This is a genomic window from Arthrobacter sp. StoSoilB19, assembly GCF_019977275.1.
Classification (GTDB): Bacteria; Actinomycetota; Actinomycetes; order Actinomycetales; family Micrococcaceae; genus Arthrobacter.
This window is the reverse complement of sequence record NZ_AP024650.1, coordinates 2,476,263-2,494,267: the sequence shown is the minus strand read 5'-3', so window position 1 is coordinate 2,494,267 and position 18,005 is coordinate 2,476,263. Positions and strand designations below refer to the sequence as shown.

12 protein-coding genes are annotated in these 18,005 nt (G+C 66.7%); 9 read left to right on the top strand and 3 right to left on the bottom strand.

All coding sequences use genetic code 11. The annotated features are described in order from the left end of the window. Positions 1 to 87: 87 nt before the first annotated feature. Complete coding sequence (gene clpX / locus LDO86_RS11425) at positions 88 to 1,368, top strand: ATP-dependent Clp protease ATP-binding subunit ClpX (protein WP_018769475.1); 1,281 nt, start codon at positions 88 to 90, stop codon at positions 1,366 to 1,368. 13 nt (positions 1,369 to 1,381) lie between these two features. Then, positions 1,382 to 1,996, top strand: coding sequence for a DsbA family protein (locus LDO86_RS11420; protein ID WP_018769474.1), 615 nt, complete (start codon positions 1,382 to 1,384; stop codon positions 1,994 to 1,996). A 360-nt stretch (positions 1,997 to 2,356) separates the two neighbouring features. Here LDO86_RS11420 and valS read toward each other — a convergent pair whose 3' ends face one another. Next, the gene (gene valS, locus LDO86_RS11415) at positions 2,357 to 4,978 is read right to left on the bottom strand and encodes a valine--tRNA ligase (protein WP_018769473.1); all 2,622 of its coding nucleotides are present in this window, start codon (positions 4,976 to 4,978) and stop codon (positions 2,357 to 2,359) included. A 72-nt stretch (positions 4,979 to 5,050) separates the two neighbouring features. Here valS and LDO86_RS11410 point away from each other — a divergent pair, with 72 nt between their 5' ends. Further along, positions 5,051 to 5,431, top strand: a complete 381-nt coding sequence (locus LDO86_RS11410; RefSeq protein WP_018769472.1) for a DUF488 domain-containing protein — start codon at positions 5,051 to 5,053, stop codon at positions 5,429 to 5,431. Between the two features lie 18 nt (positions 5,432 to 5,449). Next, entirely contained in the window at positions 5,450 to 6,208 is a 759-nt protein-coding gene (locus LDO86_RS11405) for an SDR family oxidoreductase (RefSeq protein ID WP_026265800.1), read from the top strand. Positions 6,209 to 6,244: 36 nt separating this feature from the next. Here the strand turns inward: LDO86_RS11405 and LDO86_RS11400 are convergent, their stop codons facing one another. Further along, a complete protein-coding gene (locus tag LDO86_RS11400) occupies positions 6,245 to 7,279 on the bottom strand; it encodes an endonuclease/exonuclease/phosphatase family protein (RefSeq protein WP_018769470.1) in 1,035 nt (344 codons plus the stop codon). A 454-nt stretch (positions 7,280 to 7,733) separates the two neighbouring features. Between LDO86_RS11400 and ileS the strand changes: the two genes are divergently transcribed. The 4 genes from ileS to ndk all read left to right on the top strand — a co-directional run bounded on the left by ileS (position 7,734) and on the right by ndk (position 13,362). Beyond that, positions 7,734 to 11,051, top strand: coding sequence for an isoleucine--tRNA ligase (gene ileS, locus LDO86_RS11395; protein ID WP_018769469.1), 3,318 nt, complete (start codon positions 7,734 to 7,736; stop codon positions 11,049 to 11,051). A gap of 3 nt (positions 11,052 to 11,054) precedes the next feature. Further along, positions 11,055 to 12,413: a folylpolyglutamate synthase/dihydrofolate synthase family protein gene (locus LDO86_RS11390; RefSeq protein WP_018769468.1), complete on the top strand. Its 1,359-nt coding sequence runs from the start codon at positions 11,055 to 11,057 to the stop codon at positions 12,411 to 12,413. Positions 12,414 to 12,415: 2 nt separating this feature from the next. Next, complete coding sequence (locus tag LDO86_RS11385; RefSeq protein ID WP_026265799.1) at positions 12,416 to 12,877, top strand: DUF4233 domain-containing protein; 462 nt, start codon at positions 12,416 to 12,418, stop codon at positions 12,875 to 12,877. 65 nt (positions 12,878 to 12,942) lie between these two features. Further along, on the top strand, positions 12,943 to 13,362 hold the full coding sequence (ndk, locus tag LDO86_RS11380; RefSeq protein WP_018769466.1) for a nucleoside-diphosphate kinase: 420 nt from the start codon (positions 12,943 to 12,945) through the stop codon (positions 13,360 to 13,362). A gap of 63 nt (positions 13,363 to 13,425) precedes the next feature. Here ndk and LDO86_RS11375 read toward each other — a convergent pair whose 3' ends face one another. Next, entirely contained in the window at positions 13,426 to 14,094 is a 669-nt protein-coding gene (locus LDO86_RS11375) for a vitamin K epoxide reductase family protein (RefSeq protein ID WP_018769465.1), read from the bottom strand. 438 nt (positions 14,095 to 14,532) lie between these two features. On the opposite strand from LDO86_RS11375, the gene LDO86_RS11370 reads away from it, so the two are divergent. Further along, the gene (locus tag LDO86_RS11370) at positions 14,533 to 17,988 is read left to right on the top strand and encodes a ribonuclease E/G (RefSeq protein WP_018769464.1); all 3,456 of its coding nucleotides are present in this window, start codon (positions 14,533 to 14,535) and stop codon (positions 17,986 to 17,988) included. Positions 17,989 to 18,005 lie beyond the last annotated feature (17 nt).

Below are 18,005 nucleotides of genomic sequence, written 5' to 3'. Positions count from 1 at the left end.
TTGTCACAAACCGGCCCCCGCGGGCCGGCCGAAGATTTCAGCAACGGTGCAGGGCTGCCTGGCAGCAGGATACTAAGGGGTTCACATATGGCTCGGATTGGCGAGAGCACGGATCTGCTGAAGTGCTCTTTCTGCGGAAAGAGCCAGAAGCAGGTGCGCAAGCTCATTGCCGGGCCCGGTGTCTACATCTGTGATGAGTGCATCGAGTTGTGCAACGAAATCATCGAAGAGGAGCTCGCGGAGGTGGCAGACCTCGGCAGCTTTGAACTGCCCAAGCCGCGCGAAATCTTCGACTTCCTGCAGGAATACGTCATCGGCCAGGAACCCGCAAAGCGTTCCCTCGCCGTCGCGGTCTACAACCACTACAAACGCATCCAGGCGGGCCACGCGCCCAAGTCCGGAAGCCTGGGGGACGGCGGGCATCACGACGACGTCGAAATCGCCAAGTCGAACATCCTCCTCATCGGCCCCACCGGCTGCGGCAAGACCTACCTGGCCCAGACCCTCGCCCGGCGCCTGAACGTCCCGTTCGCCGTCGCGGACGCCACCGCCCTGACCGAGGCCGGCTATGTGGGTGAAGACGTGGAGAACATCCTCCTCAAACTCATCCAGGCCGCAGACTATGACGTCAAGAAGGCCGAACAGGGCATCATCTACATCGACGAGATCGACAAAATCTCCCGCAAGAGCGAAAACCCCTCCATCACCCGTGACGTATCCGGTGAGGGCGTGCAGCAGGCCCTGCTGAAGATCCTGGAAGGCACCGTTGCCTCTGTCCCGCCCCAGGGCGGACGGAAGCACCCGCACCAGGAGTTCATCCAGATCGACACCACCAATGTCCTGTTCATCGTGGCCGGCGCCTTCGCCGGCCTGGAGGAGATCATCGGTTCCCGCTCCGGCCGCAAGGGCATCGGCTTCGGCGCCCCACTGAACGACGCCAGCAAGAAGGTGGACTCCTACGGCGAAGTCATGCCGGAGGACCTGCTGAAGTTCGGCCTGATCCCGGAGTTCATTGGCCGCCTTCCGGTGATCACCACGGTGTCCAACCTTGACCGTGACGCCCTGATCCAGATCCTGTCCACCCCCAAGAACGCCCTGGTGAAGCAGTACCAGAAGATGTTCCAGATCGACGGCGTGGAGCTGGTGTTTGACGAGCCCGCCCTGGAAGCCATCGCCGACCAGGCACTGGAGCGTGGCACCGGTGCACGCGGTCTTCGCGCCATCCTGGAGGAAGTCCTGCTTCCCGTGATGTTCGATCTCCCGAGCCGCGAGGACGTCGCCAGCGTGGTGATCACCGAGGACGTGGTCCTGCGCGGGGCCGAACCCACCATGATTCCGCACGTGGCCAAGCGCCGTAAGTCTGCCTGACCGAGAGGACCCTGTGACTGTACCTGCCAAGAACAAAGCCGACTTCTGGTTCGACCCCCTCTGCCCGTTCGCATGGGTCACCAGCCGCTGGCTCGGCGAGGTGGAGGCCGTCCGGGACATCGAGACCGAATGGCACGTCATGAGCCTCGCCGTCCTGAATGAGGGACGCGACCTGGAGCCCGCTTACCGGGAGTCCATGGACAACGCCTGGGGCATGGTGCGCGTGATCATTGCGGCCCGCGAAGGGCACGGCCCGCAGGTCATCAAGCCGCTTTACGACGCCATGGGCACGCTGATCCACAACCAGGGGGAAAAGGACCGCGCACAGGTCATCACCAAAGCCCTCGCCGAGTGTGGCCTGCCCGCCTCCCTGGCCGATGCCGCCATCACCGACGCCTATGACCGGCAGCTCCGGGCCAGCCACGAAGAAGGCATCTCACTCGTGGGCCAGGACGTGGGAACGCCCGTGGTCGCTTTCAACGGAACGGCGTTCTTCGGACCGGTCCTGACCCGCATCCCCCGCGGCGAAGAAGCTGGCAGGATCTGGGACGCCACCACCACCATCGCCGCCTATCCGCATTTCTTCGAGCTCAAGCGCAGCCGCACGGAGAGCCCGGAATTCAACTAAGCGCCGGGCCGCCTGCCATTGGCTGGCCGCGCCAAGGGCCCCGCAGAAACTACCAGCGTGTAGTTCCTGCGGGGCCCTTGTGCATGCCTTGGGGCAGGAGAACAATGGTTTTTACCCACTTCGAAAGAGGCGGGACGCAGGAACCAAAGATCCAGTGATATGTAATTTGACGCAGCCATCGGCAAAGTTGAGTGCAAGCTACCAGTGACGGTGTAGTAAGACCTGGAGTTTCGGAGGATCCTGCCAGACCATCGAAATAACGTCACAAGATGGCCGAAAAGTCGAAGCCCCACCAACGGCAAAACGCTGATGGGGCTTCCCCTTTGCCCGGAAACGGGCCCGTTCGGATGAGACCGGCTGTCAGGCCTTGGCGGGTTCGTCGCTGGCGGCGAGGGCAACGTCCGTGACGGCAAGGTCTCCGTCGCCCGCCACCAACGTGATCTGCCGGGCGTTGGACGCCGCCTTCAGGTCGGCCAGGCCAGCCTGCAGTTGCGCCGTCAGTGCCTCCGGAGCGGTGATCGTCGCGGAGAGGACCTCGGTGCGCTGCTTGACCTTTGCCTCGGACTTGGCCTTGCGGACACCGCTGAGGGCCACGCCCACAGTTGCCAGCATGGTGGTGTCTCCGCCGGGGATCTCCAGCGCGGCCGGCCACGCCGCCCGGTGCACCGATCCGTTGCGCCACCAGCTCCAGACTTCCTCGGTGGCGAAGGGCAGGAACGGGGCGAAGAGGCGCAACAGGGTGTCCAGGGTGGTGGCCAGGGCTGCCAGCACTGATGCCTGCTCGGCTTCGCCTGCCGCTCCATAGGCGCGGTCCTTGATCAGCTCCACGTAGTCATCCGTGAACTGCCAGAAGAATGTCTCCGTGAGCTGCAGGGCGCGGGCGTAGTCGTAGTTGTCGAACGCCTTGGTGGACTGGGTGACGACGTCGGCCAGTTGGGCCAGCAGGGCACGGTCCAGGGGGTTCGAAAGGCCGGAGAGATCGCCGGCCAGCACCGAGTTCTCGGTGGCACCGAGGTTCAGCACGAACTTGGAGGCATTGAGGAGCTTGATGGCCAGGCGGCGGCCGATCTTCATCTGGGCAATCTCATAGGCGGTGTCGGCGCCAAGGCGTGCGGAGGCAGCCCAGTAGCGGACCGCGTCCGAGCCGTACTCGTTCAGCACGTCGGTGGGGACCACCACGTTGCCTTTGGACTTGGACATCTTCTTGCGGTCCGGGTCCAGGATCCAGCCGGAGATGGCAGCGTGCTTCCACGGCGCGCAGTTCTGGAGGGCATCGGCGCGGACCACCGACGAGAAGAGCCAGGTCCGGATGATGTCGTGGCCCTGGGGGCGGAGGTCGAACGGGTAGACCTTGGCAAACAGGTCCTCGTCGCGGCTCCAGCCGCCAACGATCTGCGGGGTCAGCGAGGAGGTGGCCCACGTGTCCAGGACGTCGGCATCGCCCGTGAAGCCGTTGGGCTGGTCGCGCTGCGCCTCGTCGAAGCCGGGGGCGGCGTCAGCCGCGGGGTCAACGGGCAGCAGTTCGTCGGAGGGCAGGATGGGGTTGTCGTACTCCGGGTTGCCCTGGGCGTCGAGCGGGTACCAGACGGGGATGGGCACGCCGAAGAACCGCTGGCGGGAGACCAGCCAGTCACCGTTCAGGCCGGCGATCCAGTTCTCGTAGCGGGAGCGCATGAAGGACGGGTGGAAGTCGATCTCCTTGCCGCGGCCGATCAGGCGTTCGCGGCGGTCCTCGTCGCGGCCGCCATTGCGGATGTACCACTGGCGGGACGTGACCACTTCCAGGGGTTTGTCGCCCTTCTCGAAGAAGTTGACCGGGTGGGTGATCTTCTTGGGCTCCCCGTCCAGCAGGTCCGCTTCCTTGAGCAGTTCCACCACGGCTTCCTTGGCGGAGAAGGCCGTCTTGCCGGCGATCGCGGCGTACGCTTCCCTGCCGGCCTCACTGGTGATCCAGTCGGGGGTCTCGGCAATGATGCGGCCGTCTCGGCCCATGATGGCGCGAGTGGGCAGCTGCAGTTCCCGCCACCAGGTGACGTCGGTCAGGTCACCGAAGGTGCAGACCATGGCGATGCCGGAGCCCTTGTCCGCTTTGGCCAGCGGGTGGGCCTTGACCTCGAGTTCAACGTCGAACAGCGGGGACTTCACGGTCTTGCCGAACAGCGGCTGGTACCGCTCGTCGTCGGGGTTTGCCACCAGCGCGGCACAGGCAGCCAGGAGTTCCGGACGCGTGGTCTCGATGAAGACCTTGTCCCCGTCTTCGGTGAAGAAGGGGTACCGGTAGTAGGCGCCCGGAACCTCACGGTCCTCCAGTTCGGCCTGCGCAACCGCCGTGCGGAAGGTGACGTCCCACAGTGTGGGTGCTTCGGCCATGTACGCGTCGCCGGCGGCCAGGTTGGCAAGGAAGGCGCGCTGGGATACGGCGCGGGAGGTGTCGTCGATGGTGCGGTACGTCAGGTCCCAGTCGACGGACAGGCCCAGGGTCTGGAACAGGTTTTCGAAGACCTTCTCGTCCTCGACAGCCAGTTCCTCGCAGAGCTCGATGAAGTTCTGGCGTGAGACGACGTCGAAATCGCGCTGGTTCTTGGCAGGCTGGGCGGGCGGCCGGTAGTCGGCGTTGTAGGGGATGGCGGGATCGCAGCGGACACCGTAGTAGTTCTGGACACGGCGCTCCGTGGGGAGGCCGTTGTCATCCCAGCCCATGGGGTAGAAGACGTTCCTGCCGGTCATGCGCATGTAGCGCGCCTGCACGTCGGTCTGGGTGAAGGAGAACATGTGGCCCACATGCAGGGATCCCGACGCCGTGGGCGGGGGAGTGTCGATCGAGTAGACCTGCTCCCGGGTGGTGTCGCGGTTGAACTTGTAGGTTCCCTCGGCCAGCCAGCGCTGGGTGAGCGCTGCTTCGAGGCCTTCGAGGGCCGGCTTGTCCGGAACGTTGATGGGGGCGGTGGTGGGCGTGTCTGTACCCTGCGTGTCTTCAGCCATTGGGCAATTCTTTCATGCCCGCTTCCATCCCACCCAACCGGTCCCGCCCGGCCGCATGCGAAGGAGGGTAGCATGCGGCGTATGGTCCAACAGCGGGGCACCTTTGGCATCAAGCGCATCTACGATCCACCGGCGCACGACGACGGCTGCCGGGTGCTGGTGGACCGTCTCTGGCCGCGCGGGATGTCAAGGGACAACGCGGCCATCGATGTGTGGCTCAAGGACGTGGCCCCGTCCACCGGGCTGCGCAAGGACTTCAACCACCGCCCCGGACGGTTCGCGGAGTTCAGCGAACGCTACCGGGTGGAACTGGATTCCAATCCGGCGGTGGAGACGCTGCTGGAACTGGCCGCCGGCCACCCAAGGATCACCCTGCTCTACGCTGCCCGCAACACGGAGGCAAACCACGCCCTTGTCCTGCTTGATTACCTCCGGGGACGTCCTGCCGGCTGATCCCGTTAGGGTGGTGCCATGACGAAGGACATGCAGAAAAAAGCGGCACTGGTGACCGGAGCAAGCAGCGGAATCGGGGAGGCCACTGTGCGCGCGCTGCGCGCCGACGGGTGGACGGTCTTCGCCGTGGCACGCCGCGCCGAACGCCTGGCCGCCCTGGAAAGCGGGACAGGCGCCGTGGCGATTCCTGCTGACATTGCAGAGGACGACGACGTGTCCCGGCTCCTCGCGCAGGTCACCGACTCGGGCGGCATCGATACGCTCATCAACATTGCCGGCGGCGCCCGCGGCGCCGACAGGGTAGGAGATGCCAGCACGGAGGACTGGGAGTGGATGTACCGGGTCAACGTCCTGGGCACCATGAAGCTCACCCGCGCCTTCCTGCCCATGCTGCGCGCCAACGGCGAAGGTACCGTGCTGAACCTCACCTCCACTGCGGGACTGGACGCGTACGAGGGCGGCGGCGGCTACAACGCCGCGAAGTTCGCCCAGCACGCCATGACCAACGCGCTCCGGCTTGAAGAGGTGGAGAACAACGTCCGCGTCATCGAGGTGGCGCCGGGCCTGGTGCAGACCGAGGAATTCGCGCTCAACCGCCTGGGGGACGCGCAGGCGGCGGACAAGGTCTACCGGGGGGTTGAGAAGCCGCTGACCGCAGAGGACGTGGCCGACGTGGTCCGCTATGCCGTCACGGTTCCGCACCACGTCAACCTGGACCAGATCGTCATCCGGCCGGTAGCGCAGGCAGCCACCCACAAGCTGGTCAGGAAGGGCTGAGCCGGGCGGGGTCTGCCCATCCCGTGGCTGGACCGGTCAGGAACACTGGGAGACCCCGACGGTCAGGGTGGCTGCCACGGCGGCATGGTCCGTCCCGCCAACCCGGTGGACCGAGTAATCCGATGCTCTGATGTCCGGGCTGGTCACCAGATGGTCCAGGGCAATCCCCGGCAGCCGGAAGCCGCGCATGGGCCACGTGGGCACCAGCCTGCTGCCCACGGCGGCAGCCACGTCCACCAGGGGCAGGTTGCCGCCCGTTCCGGCCAACAGGTCCCGGAATTCCCGGTGGTCGTAGGTCGCGTTGAAGTCTCCCGCCAGCAGCAGGGGACCGGATCCGTCGGCAGCCCTGGCCACGGCAGCCAGGTCGCTGCGCCAATGACTGAGGCCTTTTCCCACTGGCGCCAGGGCGTGGACTGCCACCACACGCAGGCCGGCACCGCTGCCGAGGTCAAGGCGTGCCACGGGCATGGCGAACCGCGTGTCCGGGAGGACGCCGGTGGCTGTCAGGTTGTAGGAGGAGTAGATGGCGGAGCCTGCGGCGCGGTCACGGGCCTGGGCAACCCGGTGGGGGAGCAGGTCGTCGAGTCCGGCCGCCATCAGCTTTCGCGCCATTTCGGGTGTGTACTCCTCAACCGCCAACAGGTCTACATGCAAATCACGGACCAGGGCCACGATGCTGCCGGCATCAGCCCCGCCCAGTTCCGTGTTGATGCTCATGGCAACCAGGGAGACCGGCGTGCCGGAAGCCCCGGCCGCTGCCCCGGCGGTTGCCCCGGCGGCCGGTGCGCGGATATCGAGCGGGAAAAGCCAGAACACCTGGCAGGCCGCCAGTGCCGTGGCCAGGACCTGCTGCCACCGGCTCCGTCCAGCGAAGGCCATGAGCAGCGCCGCGGCGGCGGGAACGGCGAGCCAGGGCGTGAATGCCACCAGCTGGACACCGAGTACCGGCCAGTCGGCAGGCACCGCGCGGACGGCGGAGACCGCCGCCACCGGCAGGGCAGCAGGGATGAACAGCCACCTGCACGCCGTGGCCGTACGCCTCCATCCCGCGGGGCGCCCGGAAGCCGTCATGACGCGAGTCTAGGCAATGCACGGTGACGGCGGCAGCCCCCGGACGGAGAAGACCGCCCGGAAATGGCCCGGCCCGCCCCGAACGGCAGACCCCGGCGGAACGGCACTGCCCGCCGGAACCGCGTTGCGCCCGGAATGGCACTGGATGCCGCGGCGATAGTAGACTCTGCAGTGGCTATGACCCGGCTATCACCGGTGAGCTTCCGGAAGAACACGCAGGCCGCGCCCCGCAAGGCGGGCCCGCGTCAGTAGAACCGGACGGGTAAGCCCGTCACAGCAGTAATGAAGTGGCCGGGGCGGCGGGTGTTCCTTTGGGAACCACGCGGCGCCGGTAAGTGAGGTGGTACCGCGGTGGGCGTGCAGTCTTCGGGACGGCACGGCAGCCGTCCTCGCATCCTGAACGGAACCTCCGGCCGTGCCGGGGGCTCACCACGCTCAACCCAGGATGTCGAACATGACGTTTTACCCCAAGGCCTCAGCCTCCAGCACCTCCTCCAAAGGCAGCGCCGGCGTTTCCGCCTCCGTGAAGTTCCCGGAGATCGAAGAGCGCATCCTGAAGTACTGGGACCAGGACGGCACCTTCCAGGCCAGCATTGACCAGCGCAGCGCCGACGTCCCCGGCGGGGAGCCGGGCAGCAACGAATTCGTGTTCTACGACGGCCCGCCGTTCGCCAACGGCCTGCCCCACTACGGCCACCTCCTCACCGGCTACGCCAAGGACTTGGTTGGCCGCTACCAGACCCAGCGCGGCAAGCGCGTGGAACGCCGTTTCGGTTGGGACACCCACGGCCTGCCCGCCGAGCTGGAGGCCATGAAACAGCTGGGGATGACGGACAAGACCCAGATCGAGGCCATGGGCATCGACAAGTTCAACGACGCCTGCCGCGCGTCCGTCATGAAGTACGCCGATGAGTGGCGCAGCTACGTCACCCGGCAGGCCCGGTGGGTGGACTTCGACAACGACTACAAGACACTCAATGTCGAGTACATGGAGTCGGTCCTCTGGGCGTTCAAGCAGCTGCATGACAAGGGCCTGACGTACAACGGCTACCGGGTGCTGCCGTACTGCTGGAAAGACGAAACCCCGCTGTCCAACCATGAGCTGCGAATGGACGACGACGTCTACAAGAACCGCCAGGACCAGACCGTCACCGTCACCTTCCCCATCCTTGCGGGGGATTCGGAACTGTCCAAGAAACTTGCCGGCGTGCAGGCGCTCGCCTGGACCACCACCCCCTGGACGCTGCCCACCAACGCCGCGCTCGCCGTCGGGCCTTCCATCACGTACGCCGTGCTGCCCGCCGGTCCCAACGGCATCAAGGCCGCCTCGGCCGACGCCCCGGTCACGGGCAGCTTCCTGCTCGCGGCGGACCTCCTGGGCGCCTACGCCAAGGACCTCGGCTACGACAGCTTCGAGGACGCGGAAGCCGCCGTGGTGTCCACCCACTCCGGCGCCGAACTGGAAGGCCTGGCATACCAGCGGCTCTGGGACGACTTTGCCGACAACGAAAAGTACGGCATGGAGAACGCCTGGCGGTTCGTAGTGGCTGACTACGTCACCACCACCGACGGAACCGGCGTGGTGCACCAGGCGCCCGCCTACGGTGAAGACGACCAGAAAGTCTGCGAGGAGGCCGGCATTCCCGTGGTGCTCTCCGTGGACGAGGGTGCCAAATTCCTGCCGTTGTTCAAGCACGGCGACCTCCACGACATCGCGGGCCTGCAGGTCTTCGAGGCCAACAAGCCCATCACCCAAGTGCTCCGCGCCCAGGGCAGGCTGGTCCGGCAGGCCAGCTACGAGCACAGCTACCCGCACTGCTGGCGCTGCCGCAACCCGCTGATCTACCGTGCGGTGTCCTCCTGGTATGTGGAGGTCACCAAGTTCAAGGACCGGATGTCCGAACTGAACCAGGAGATCAACTGGATCCCGGGGAACGTCAAGGATGGCCAGTTCGGCAAATGGCTGGAGAACGCCCGCGACTGGTCCATCAGCCGGAACCGCTTCTGGGGCAGCCCCATCCCCGTGTGGCAGTCAACGGATCCCGAATACCCGCGCACCGACGTCTACGGTTCCCTGGCCGAGATCGAGGCGGACTTCGGCCGGCTGCCCCTGAACAAGGACGGCGAGGTGGACCTCCACCGGCCGTTCATCGACGAGCTCACCAGGCCCAACCCGGACGATCCCCGCACCCCCGAAGAGGGCCAGTCCGTGATGCGCCGCGTCGAGGACGTCCTGGACGTCTGGTTCGACTCCGGCTCCATGCCCTACGGACAGGTGCACTACCCGTTCGAAAACGAAGCCTGGTTCAACACGCACAACCCCGCGGATTTCATCGTGGAGTACATCGGCCAGACCCGCGGCTGGTTCTATATGCTGCACATCCTGTCCACCGCACTGTTTGACCGGCCGGCGTTCCGCAACGTCATCAGCCATGGCATTGTGCTTGGATCCGACGGCCAGAAAATGTCCAAGAGCCTGCGCAACTACCCGGACGTCTCCGAGGTCCTGGACCGCGACGGCTCCGACGCCATGCGCTGGTTCCTCATGTCCAGTCCCATCCTCCGGGGCGGCAACCTGATCGTCACCGAGCAGGGCATCCGGGACGGCGTCCGCCAGGTGATCCTGCCGCTCTGGAACGTGTACAGCTTCTTCACCCTGTACACGAACGCCGCGAACGGTGGCGCCGGTTACGATGCCAAACTGCGCTACGAGGGCTACCGGGACACCCTGGACCAGTACCTGCTGGCCAACACGGGCGACCTCGTCCGCAGCATGACGGCACAGCTGGACACCTACGACATCTCCGGCGCCTGCGACTCGCTGCGCAGCTACCTGGACATGCTCACCAACTGGTACGTCCGCCGCAGCCGCCAGCGGTTCTTCGACGAGGACCAGGACGCCTTCGATGCGCTGTTCACTGCCCTGGAGACCGTCACCCGTGCCGCCGCGTCGCTGCTGCCGCTGGTTTCCGAGGAAATCTGGCGCGGCCTGACCGGCGGCCGGTCCGTGCACCTGGCCGACTGGCCGGACGCGGACCTCTTCCCCGCCAATCCCTCCCTGGTGGAAACCATGGACCGGATCCAGCAGATCTGCTCCACCGGTTCCTCGCTCCGCAAGGCAGCCAACCTGCGTGTCCGCCTGCCGCTGCAGGAGCTGACGGTTGTGGCACCCGGAGCGGACGCCCTGCAGGGTTTCGCCGCCGTCGTCGCCGATGAACTGAACCTCCGTTCCGTTCGCCTGCTGGACGCCGCCACCGCCTCCCCGGAGGAGTTCGGGATCCAGCAGAAGCTGGTGGTCAACGCCCGCGCTGCCGGGCCGCGCCTGGGCAAGAACGTCCAGGTTGCCATCAAGGGGTCCAAGTCAGGGGACTGGTCGGTGGACGACGCCGGTGTGGTCACCGCCGGCGGGCTGCAGCTGGAACCCCAGGAGTACACGCTTGAGACAGTGGTTGCCGGGTCCGGCGGTGCTTCCGCGGCTGTGGCCGTGCTGCCCGGCGGCGGCTTCGTCGTGCTGAACACGGAAGTCACGCCGGAGCTTGAAGCCGAAGGGCTGGCACGCGACATGGTGCGGGCAATCCAGCAGGCCCGCAAGGACGCCGGGCTCAACGTGAGCGACCGCATCCGTACCACCGTCACCGCTCCCGGGAACGTCGTTGATGCCCTGCTGGCCAACGCCGAACTGGTCAAGGGCGAGACACTGACGGTGGACCTGGTGGCAGAGCCGGGCACCGTGTCCGAACCCGCCGTTGCGGTTGAAAAAGTGGAGGCCTAGGACATGAGCGACGAATTTTCCGTGGAAAGCGTGTACGCCGAACTGCTGGGACGGGCGCCGGAAAACAAGATGGAGCCGCGGCTGGCTCCGCTGTTCCGTGCGATGGACGTGCTGGGCGAGCCCAACAAGGCGTTCCCGATCATCCATGTGACCGGAACCAACGGCAAGACGTCCACATCCAGGATGATCGAGTCCGTGCTCCGCGCCCACGGCCTGAGCACCGGACGCTACACCAGCCCGCACCTGTCCAAGGTCACCGAGCGGATCAGCATCGACGGCCATCCGGTATCCGACGAGACGTTTGTCAGGATCTGGGACGAAATCAGGCCCTACCTGCAGATTGTGGACTCGGAACTCGAAGCCGAGGGGGAGCCGAGACTGACGTACTTCGAGTGCCTCACCATCCTGGGCTTCGCCATCTTCGCTGACCAGCCGGTCAACGTGGCCATCATCGAGGTGGGTTTGGGCGGCATTACCGATGCCACCAACGTCGGCGACGGCCAGGTCTCGGTGGTGACGCCGATTTCGCTGGACCATACCGACCTCCTGGGCGACACCACGGAGGACATCGCCCGCGAAAAGGCCGGCATCATCAAGCCCGGCGGCTACCTCATCAGCGCGGCCCAGCCCCTCGATGCGGCCCAGGTGCTGCTGGAGAAGGCCAAGGAGGTGGGCGTACCGTTCCGCTTCGAGGGCGTTGAGTTCGGTGTCGAGTCACGGACGGTGGCTGTTGGCGGGCAGGTGTTGACTATCCAGGGCATCGCCGGCCGCTACCCGGACCTCATGCTGCCACTGCACGGCGCCCACCAAGCACAGAACGCTGCCGTCGCGGTGGCCGCCTTGGAGGCGTTCTTCGGCGGTGAAAAGGAACTCGACCTCGACGTGCTGCAGGAAGGCTTCGCGGCCGTCACGTCCCCCGGCCGCCTTGAGGTGGTGCGGACCGCACCCACCATCATCGTGGACGCCGCCCACAACCCCGACGGCATCAAGGCCTCCGCCGCCGCCCTGCGGGAAGCATTCACCTTCACCAGGCTGGTTCCGGTGGTGGGCGTGCTCAAGGAGAAGGACGCGGAGGAGATCCTGCGCGAAATCAGGGAGTCGCTGGGCGACATGGCAGTGGATTACTGCTTCACCCAGTCCAACTCTCCCCGGGCGGTTCCGGCCGCCGAGCTGGCGGAGCTGGCGATCGACCTGGGATTTGGCGAGGACAACGTCCACATCGCCGAAAAGCTGGACGACGCACTCGAATGGGCCGTGGAACGGGCCGAAGCCAATGACGACCTTTCCGGCGGCGTGCTGGTCACCGGCTCCATCACCCTGGTGGCAGAGGCGCGGATCCTGCTCGGAAAAACGGAGGCGTAGGCGTGGCCAGATTGACCAAGGCCCAGCGCGAGTGGCGTCCCGGCATGCCCAAGAAGCGCCGCTCCACCAAGGTGATGTTCGCTTCCACGGTGCTGCTCCTGGAAGCGTTCGTCATGTTCTTCGCCACCCTGGTGGTGTTTGGCCTGCGCCGCGGGGAGTTTCCGCCGGCACTGATCCTCGGCGTGGGGATCGCACTCAGCGTGGTCATGATCTTCGCCTGCGCGGTCCTCAACAGGCCCTGGGGCATCGGCCTGGGCTGGATCCTGCAGCTGGTCCTGATCCTCACAGGCATCTTCGAGCCGGCCATGTTCCTGGTGGGTGGGCTTTTCGCCGCGGCCTGGTGGTACGGAATCCGCACCGGCATCCGGCTGGACCGCGAGGCTGCGCAGCGGGCACGCGAACAGGCCGAATGGGAAGCCGCCCACCCGGACGGGGCCGGTCCCGCCCAGCCCCAGTCCCCGTAAACCAGTCCCCGTAAGCCAGTCCCCGTAGACTTATCCCGAAACCCCACGAACGCATTGGAGCAGTTGTGACTACAGAGCGCACCCTCGTCCTGATCAAGCCCGACGGCGTCGCCCGTAACCTGACCGGCGCCATCCTGGCCCGCATTGAAGCCAAGGGCTACAGCCTTGTTGAGCTGAAAAAGGTCGACGCCACCCGTGAGCTGCTGGAGCAGCATTACGAGGAGCACGTAGGCAAGCCGTTCTACGAGCCGCTGGTGGAGTTCATGCTCAGCGGACCCGTGGTGGCGGCCATCTTCGAAGGCCACCGCGTCATTGAAGGGTTCCGGTCACTGGCCGGCACCACGGACCCCACGACCGCGGCCCCGGGCACCATTCGCGGCGACTTCGGCCGGGACTGGGGCCTGAAGGTCCAGCAGAACCTGGTGCACGGCTCCGACTCAACCGACTCCGCCGAGCGCGAGATCAAGATCTGGTTCCAGGGCTGACAGTCCAAGGACAGCAAAAGGCCCCTGGTTCTTCGGAACCAGGGGCCTTTTGCCGTCCGCAGCTCAGAAGCCTGACGTGCCCGCAAAGACCTGGATGAACGCGAAGAAGATGGTGGCGACGACGGCCACGTACAGCAGTGCCGTGATGATCCAGCCGGAATCACCCAGCACGCGGGCCGCCCCCGCGGGCATTGGGATCACTCCGGCCGTGATGTTCCTGATGGTGGTCCACACAAAGAGCGGAATCATGGCCGCCCAGACGATCATGCAGAACGGGCACAGGATGTGGATCGAATACAGGGCCTGGGACCACAGCCACACCACGAAGGCGAAGCCGAGCGTGACGCCCACCTGAAGCCCCATCCAGTACCACCGCGCGAACGTGGCACCGGACAGCAACGCCATGCCCACGGTTATGGTGATGGCGAACGCGACGATACCGATGAACATGTTGGGGAAACCGAACAGCGAACTCTGCCACGTCTGCATGACCTGGCCGCAGGAGATCCAGGGGTTCACGTCGCAGACGGTGGTGTGGTTGGGGTCCTTGAGGACTTCGAGCTTTTCCAGGACCAGGGTTCCGGAGGCAAGCCAGCCCACGATTCCGGTGATGACCAGCAGCCAGCCGAAGGGCCGGTTCCGGGCCATCCGCGGAACGCCTGCGGCCGCAGTGGCCTGCGGATCCGTGGCCCTTTCCGTTTCATGGGCGCTGACGGGGGAGATGCTGGGCATGGGTGTGGCGTCCTTTTCGTCCGGTGCTCCTGAGCCTGATTGTAACGCCGGCGGCTGGTGCCGCCACACAGGAATGGGAACGGAAGTGCCTGCCTCCGCGGCGATCCGGCGCGGGTATGAGAGAATGAACGTGGCTGGAAGCCGATCCACATTCGGACTCCGGTCCGGTGGTATGTTCCCAAGACCGCCAATGATGGGCAGGGCAGGCTTCGGATTCTTCCGGCACTCCCGCCACTCCATTGGGCGGCACCTGGTTGTGGCACGCAGAACAACGGGTTTTCAGAACATCCACCGGCTCCCACGGGCTGCCGCACCCCAATGACGGTGCGAACCTGGGAGTATCCACGTGACTTCTGTCAACGCCTGCGGGTTTTGACAATATGTGCCCCAATGGGTGCCGGATGTGGCGGTACGTCAGGGGCAGGAGTGTTGCCACATATGGACAATGATCAGGAACTGGCCGTTAACGATGATGCACCGGCTGCCGAGGCTGCTGCTGCACCCAAGAGGGCTGTACGTACCCGCCGGAAAACGGCTCCCAAGACCGAAGAAGCCGTGACGGATGCAGCGGCCACGGCGCCGGAGGCAGCCGCCCCTGAAGCAAGCGGCGACTCGCCGTCGGCGGAAGCCGCCGCGGCGCCCAAGGCCCCGGCCCGCCGCACCCGCGCCCGCAGGAAAGCGGACGCCCCCGAACCCCTGCCCGCCTTCGCTGATGACGCAGAGGCAACCGCTGCCGCCGGCACTGCGCCTGTTGATGCTGTGTCCGTCGATGCTGCGTCCGTTGATGCCCCGGCACCGGCCGTGGCCGGTGAAGACGCTGCCGCAGCACCTGCTGCCACGGCGGACGCCGAAACCAAACCTGTTCGCCGCCGTCGGGTAGCCACCCGCAAGGCCGCGTCCCCGGCTGCCCCGCCCGCGGCGGAAGCCGCGGCAGCGGACGCCGTCGCTGCAGAACCAGCAATCCCGGAAGCTCCGGCACAGGAACCGGCCCGGGAGGAAGCTGCCGCCCAGGAAGCAGCTCCTGCGCAGGAGCAGCCCCAGGAGCCCGCCGCGGCCGCCGAGGCCGCCGGTGCCCCCGGGCCTGCCCGGGAAACCCCCGCTGTGGCCAAGGAAGAGCACGCTGCGGTCAAGGAACAGTCCGCCCCCGCCGCGGCCGCCAGCCCCTTTGGCTCCCTCTTCCTGGAGCCTGCATCGCCCACATCCGTGCTCTTCCAGGCCCCGGACCTCAGTACCGTGGTCCGTCCCGCAGCACCCGCCGTCGAGGAACCTGAAGAGGAAGAAACCGACGACGGCGACGATTCCTCCAGCCGCCGCCGTCGCCGCAGCCGCGGCCGCAGGGGCCGCAGCCGCGTCGGCGACAAGGCGGACGAGGACATCGAGGGTGGCAGCGCCGAGGCTGACGCCGAGGACGAGGCCGACGAGGACAGCGCCACACAAGCCGAGGACGGCGTGACGTCCCGCCGCCGCCGTCGCCGCCGGCGCGGTGACCAGGACCTGGAGCTGACCGGCGGGGAAGGCGACGACCCGCCCAACACGGTGACGAGGGTCCGTGCCCCGCGCGCGGTCAGTGAAGCGCCGGTCAACAACCGGGTCACCAGCGTCAAGGGCTCCACCCGCCTTGAGGCCAAGAAGCAGCGCCGCCGCGAATCCCGCGACACCGGCCGCCGCCGCACCGTCATCACCGAGGCCGAGTTCCTGGCCCGCCGCGAATCCGTGGACCGGCAGATGATCGTCCGCCAGCGCGACGACAGAATCCAGATCGCCGTCCTTGAAGACGGTGTCCTGGCCGAGCATTTCGTGTCCAAGACCCAGCAGGACTCGCTCATTGGCAACGTCTACCTGGGCAAGGTCCAGAACGTGCTGCCGTCAATGGAAGCTGCGTTCGTGGACATCGGGCGTGGCCGCAACGCCGTGCTGTACGCCGGTGAGGTCAACTGGGAAGCCGTCAACCTCGAAGGCAAGCAGCGCCGCATCGAGAACGCGCTCAAATCCGGCGACACCGTCCTGGTCCAGGTGACCAAGGATCCCGTCGGCCACAAGGGTGCCCGGCTGACCAGCCAGATCTCCCTTCCCGGCCGCTACCTGGTCTACGTGCCCGGCGGCTCCATGACCGGCATCTCCCGCAAGCTGCCCGACGTCGAACGCAACCGCCTCAAGCGCATCCTCAAGGACCGCCTGCCCGAGCACGCCGGCGTCATCGTCCGGACCGCCGCGGAAGGTGCCTCGGAAGAGGAACTGACGCACGACATCAACCGCCTGCGCGCCCAGTGGGAAGGCATCGAAAGCCAGTCCCAGTCCACCAAGATCCTGGCCCCGGAGCTGCTGTACGGCGAACCGGACCTGACCATCAAGGTGGTCCGGGACGTCTTCAACGAGGACTTCTCCAAACTGATCGTCTCCGGTGAGGAGGCCTGGGACACCATCGAGGCCTACGTCACGTACGTGGCGCCGGACCTGGTGGGCCGCCTCGAGAAGTGGACCAAGGACCAGGACATCTTCTCCGCCTGGCGCATCGACGAGCAGATCCACAAGGCCCTTGAGCGGAAGGTGTTCCTGCCCTCCGGCGGCTCCCTGGTCATCGACCGCACCGAGGCCATGACCGTGGTGGACGTCAACACCGGCAAGTTCACCGGCAGCGGCGGCAACCTCGAGGAGACCGTCACCAAGAACAACCTGGAAGCTGCCGAGGAAGTGGTGCGCCAGCTGCGGCTGCGCGACATCGGCGGCATCATCGTGATCGACTTCATCGACATGGTGCTCGAATCCAACCGCGACCTGGTCCTGCGCCGCCTGGTGGAATGCCTGGGCCGCGACCGGACCAAGCACCAGGTTGCCGAGGTCACGTCGCTGGGCCTGGTCCAGATGACCCGCAAGCGCATGGGGACGGGCCTGCTGGAAGTCTTCGGCGAGCAGTGTGAGGCCTGCGCCGGCCGGGGCGTAGTGACGCACGACGATCCCGTGGAGCACCGCCGCGCCAACATTGTGGCGGCCGAGCACCACGTCCAGCGCGCCGACAGCCGCCCCGAAGCCCGCGGGGAAGCCCACCGCCCCGAAGGGCAGCGGGCCGATGGCGGCCAGCCCGGAGTCCGTCCCGAGCGCAAACGGCGGCGGGGACGCGGCGGCCAGCAGCCCGAGGCTGCCCCGGCGCCTGCTGTCCACGTCCACACCGTCCTGCCGGACCCCACAGACGCAGAGCGGCACGCCAAGGCAGAGGCCACCCGGCTTGCCCTGGCGAACATCGCGGCTGCCGCCCATGCGGCCCACCTGCATGACGATGAGGTGGCAGCCACCCGGCAGGCACCGTCCGCCGAGCCGGCGCAGGTCCCTGTTGAAGAGAAGCACGACGCCGATGGCCCGGCACGCCCCGCAGCTGTCCTGACCTTCGGCGGCGAGGAAGTCCCGCTTCCCTTCGTGGAGCACGCTGAGGACCAGCATCCCAGGCCCGCCCTCACGCTGGACCGGCTCGCGGAAGCCTTCGCCCACCTCGGCCAGCCGGCTTCCCCCGTGGAGAACGCGCCCGCCAAGGCCGCAGGCACGGTGAAGCCGGCCGAACAGTCAGCGCCCAAACAGTCGGTGCCCGAACAGCAGCCCGGCGGGGGAGCGGAGGCGCGTGCCGCCGTGGAAGCTCCGGCGGAAAAGGACTACTCCGACCACACGCTGGAGCAGTCCCGGCAACGCAGGCCGCGGCGCCACCGCGCTGCCAGCCGGGCCCAAGGTGCCGCAAATGAAACCGCTGTCCAGCACCACGAGAACGTCCAGGCGACAGGCGCGGGGCACTCGCACGCAGCCAAGGTTCCGGACACCGCCAACGCACAGCCCGCTGCGGCGGAGCCCGGCAAGCCGGCAGGGGAACCGATCATCCTCGGCGTCGGCGTCCCCGCCTCGGAGCTCTAAGCCAAGGCGCAGTTAAC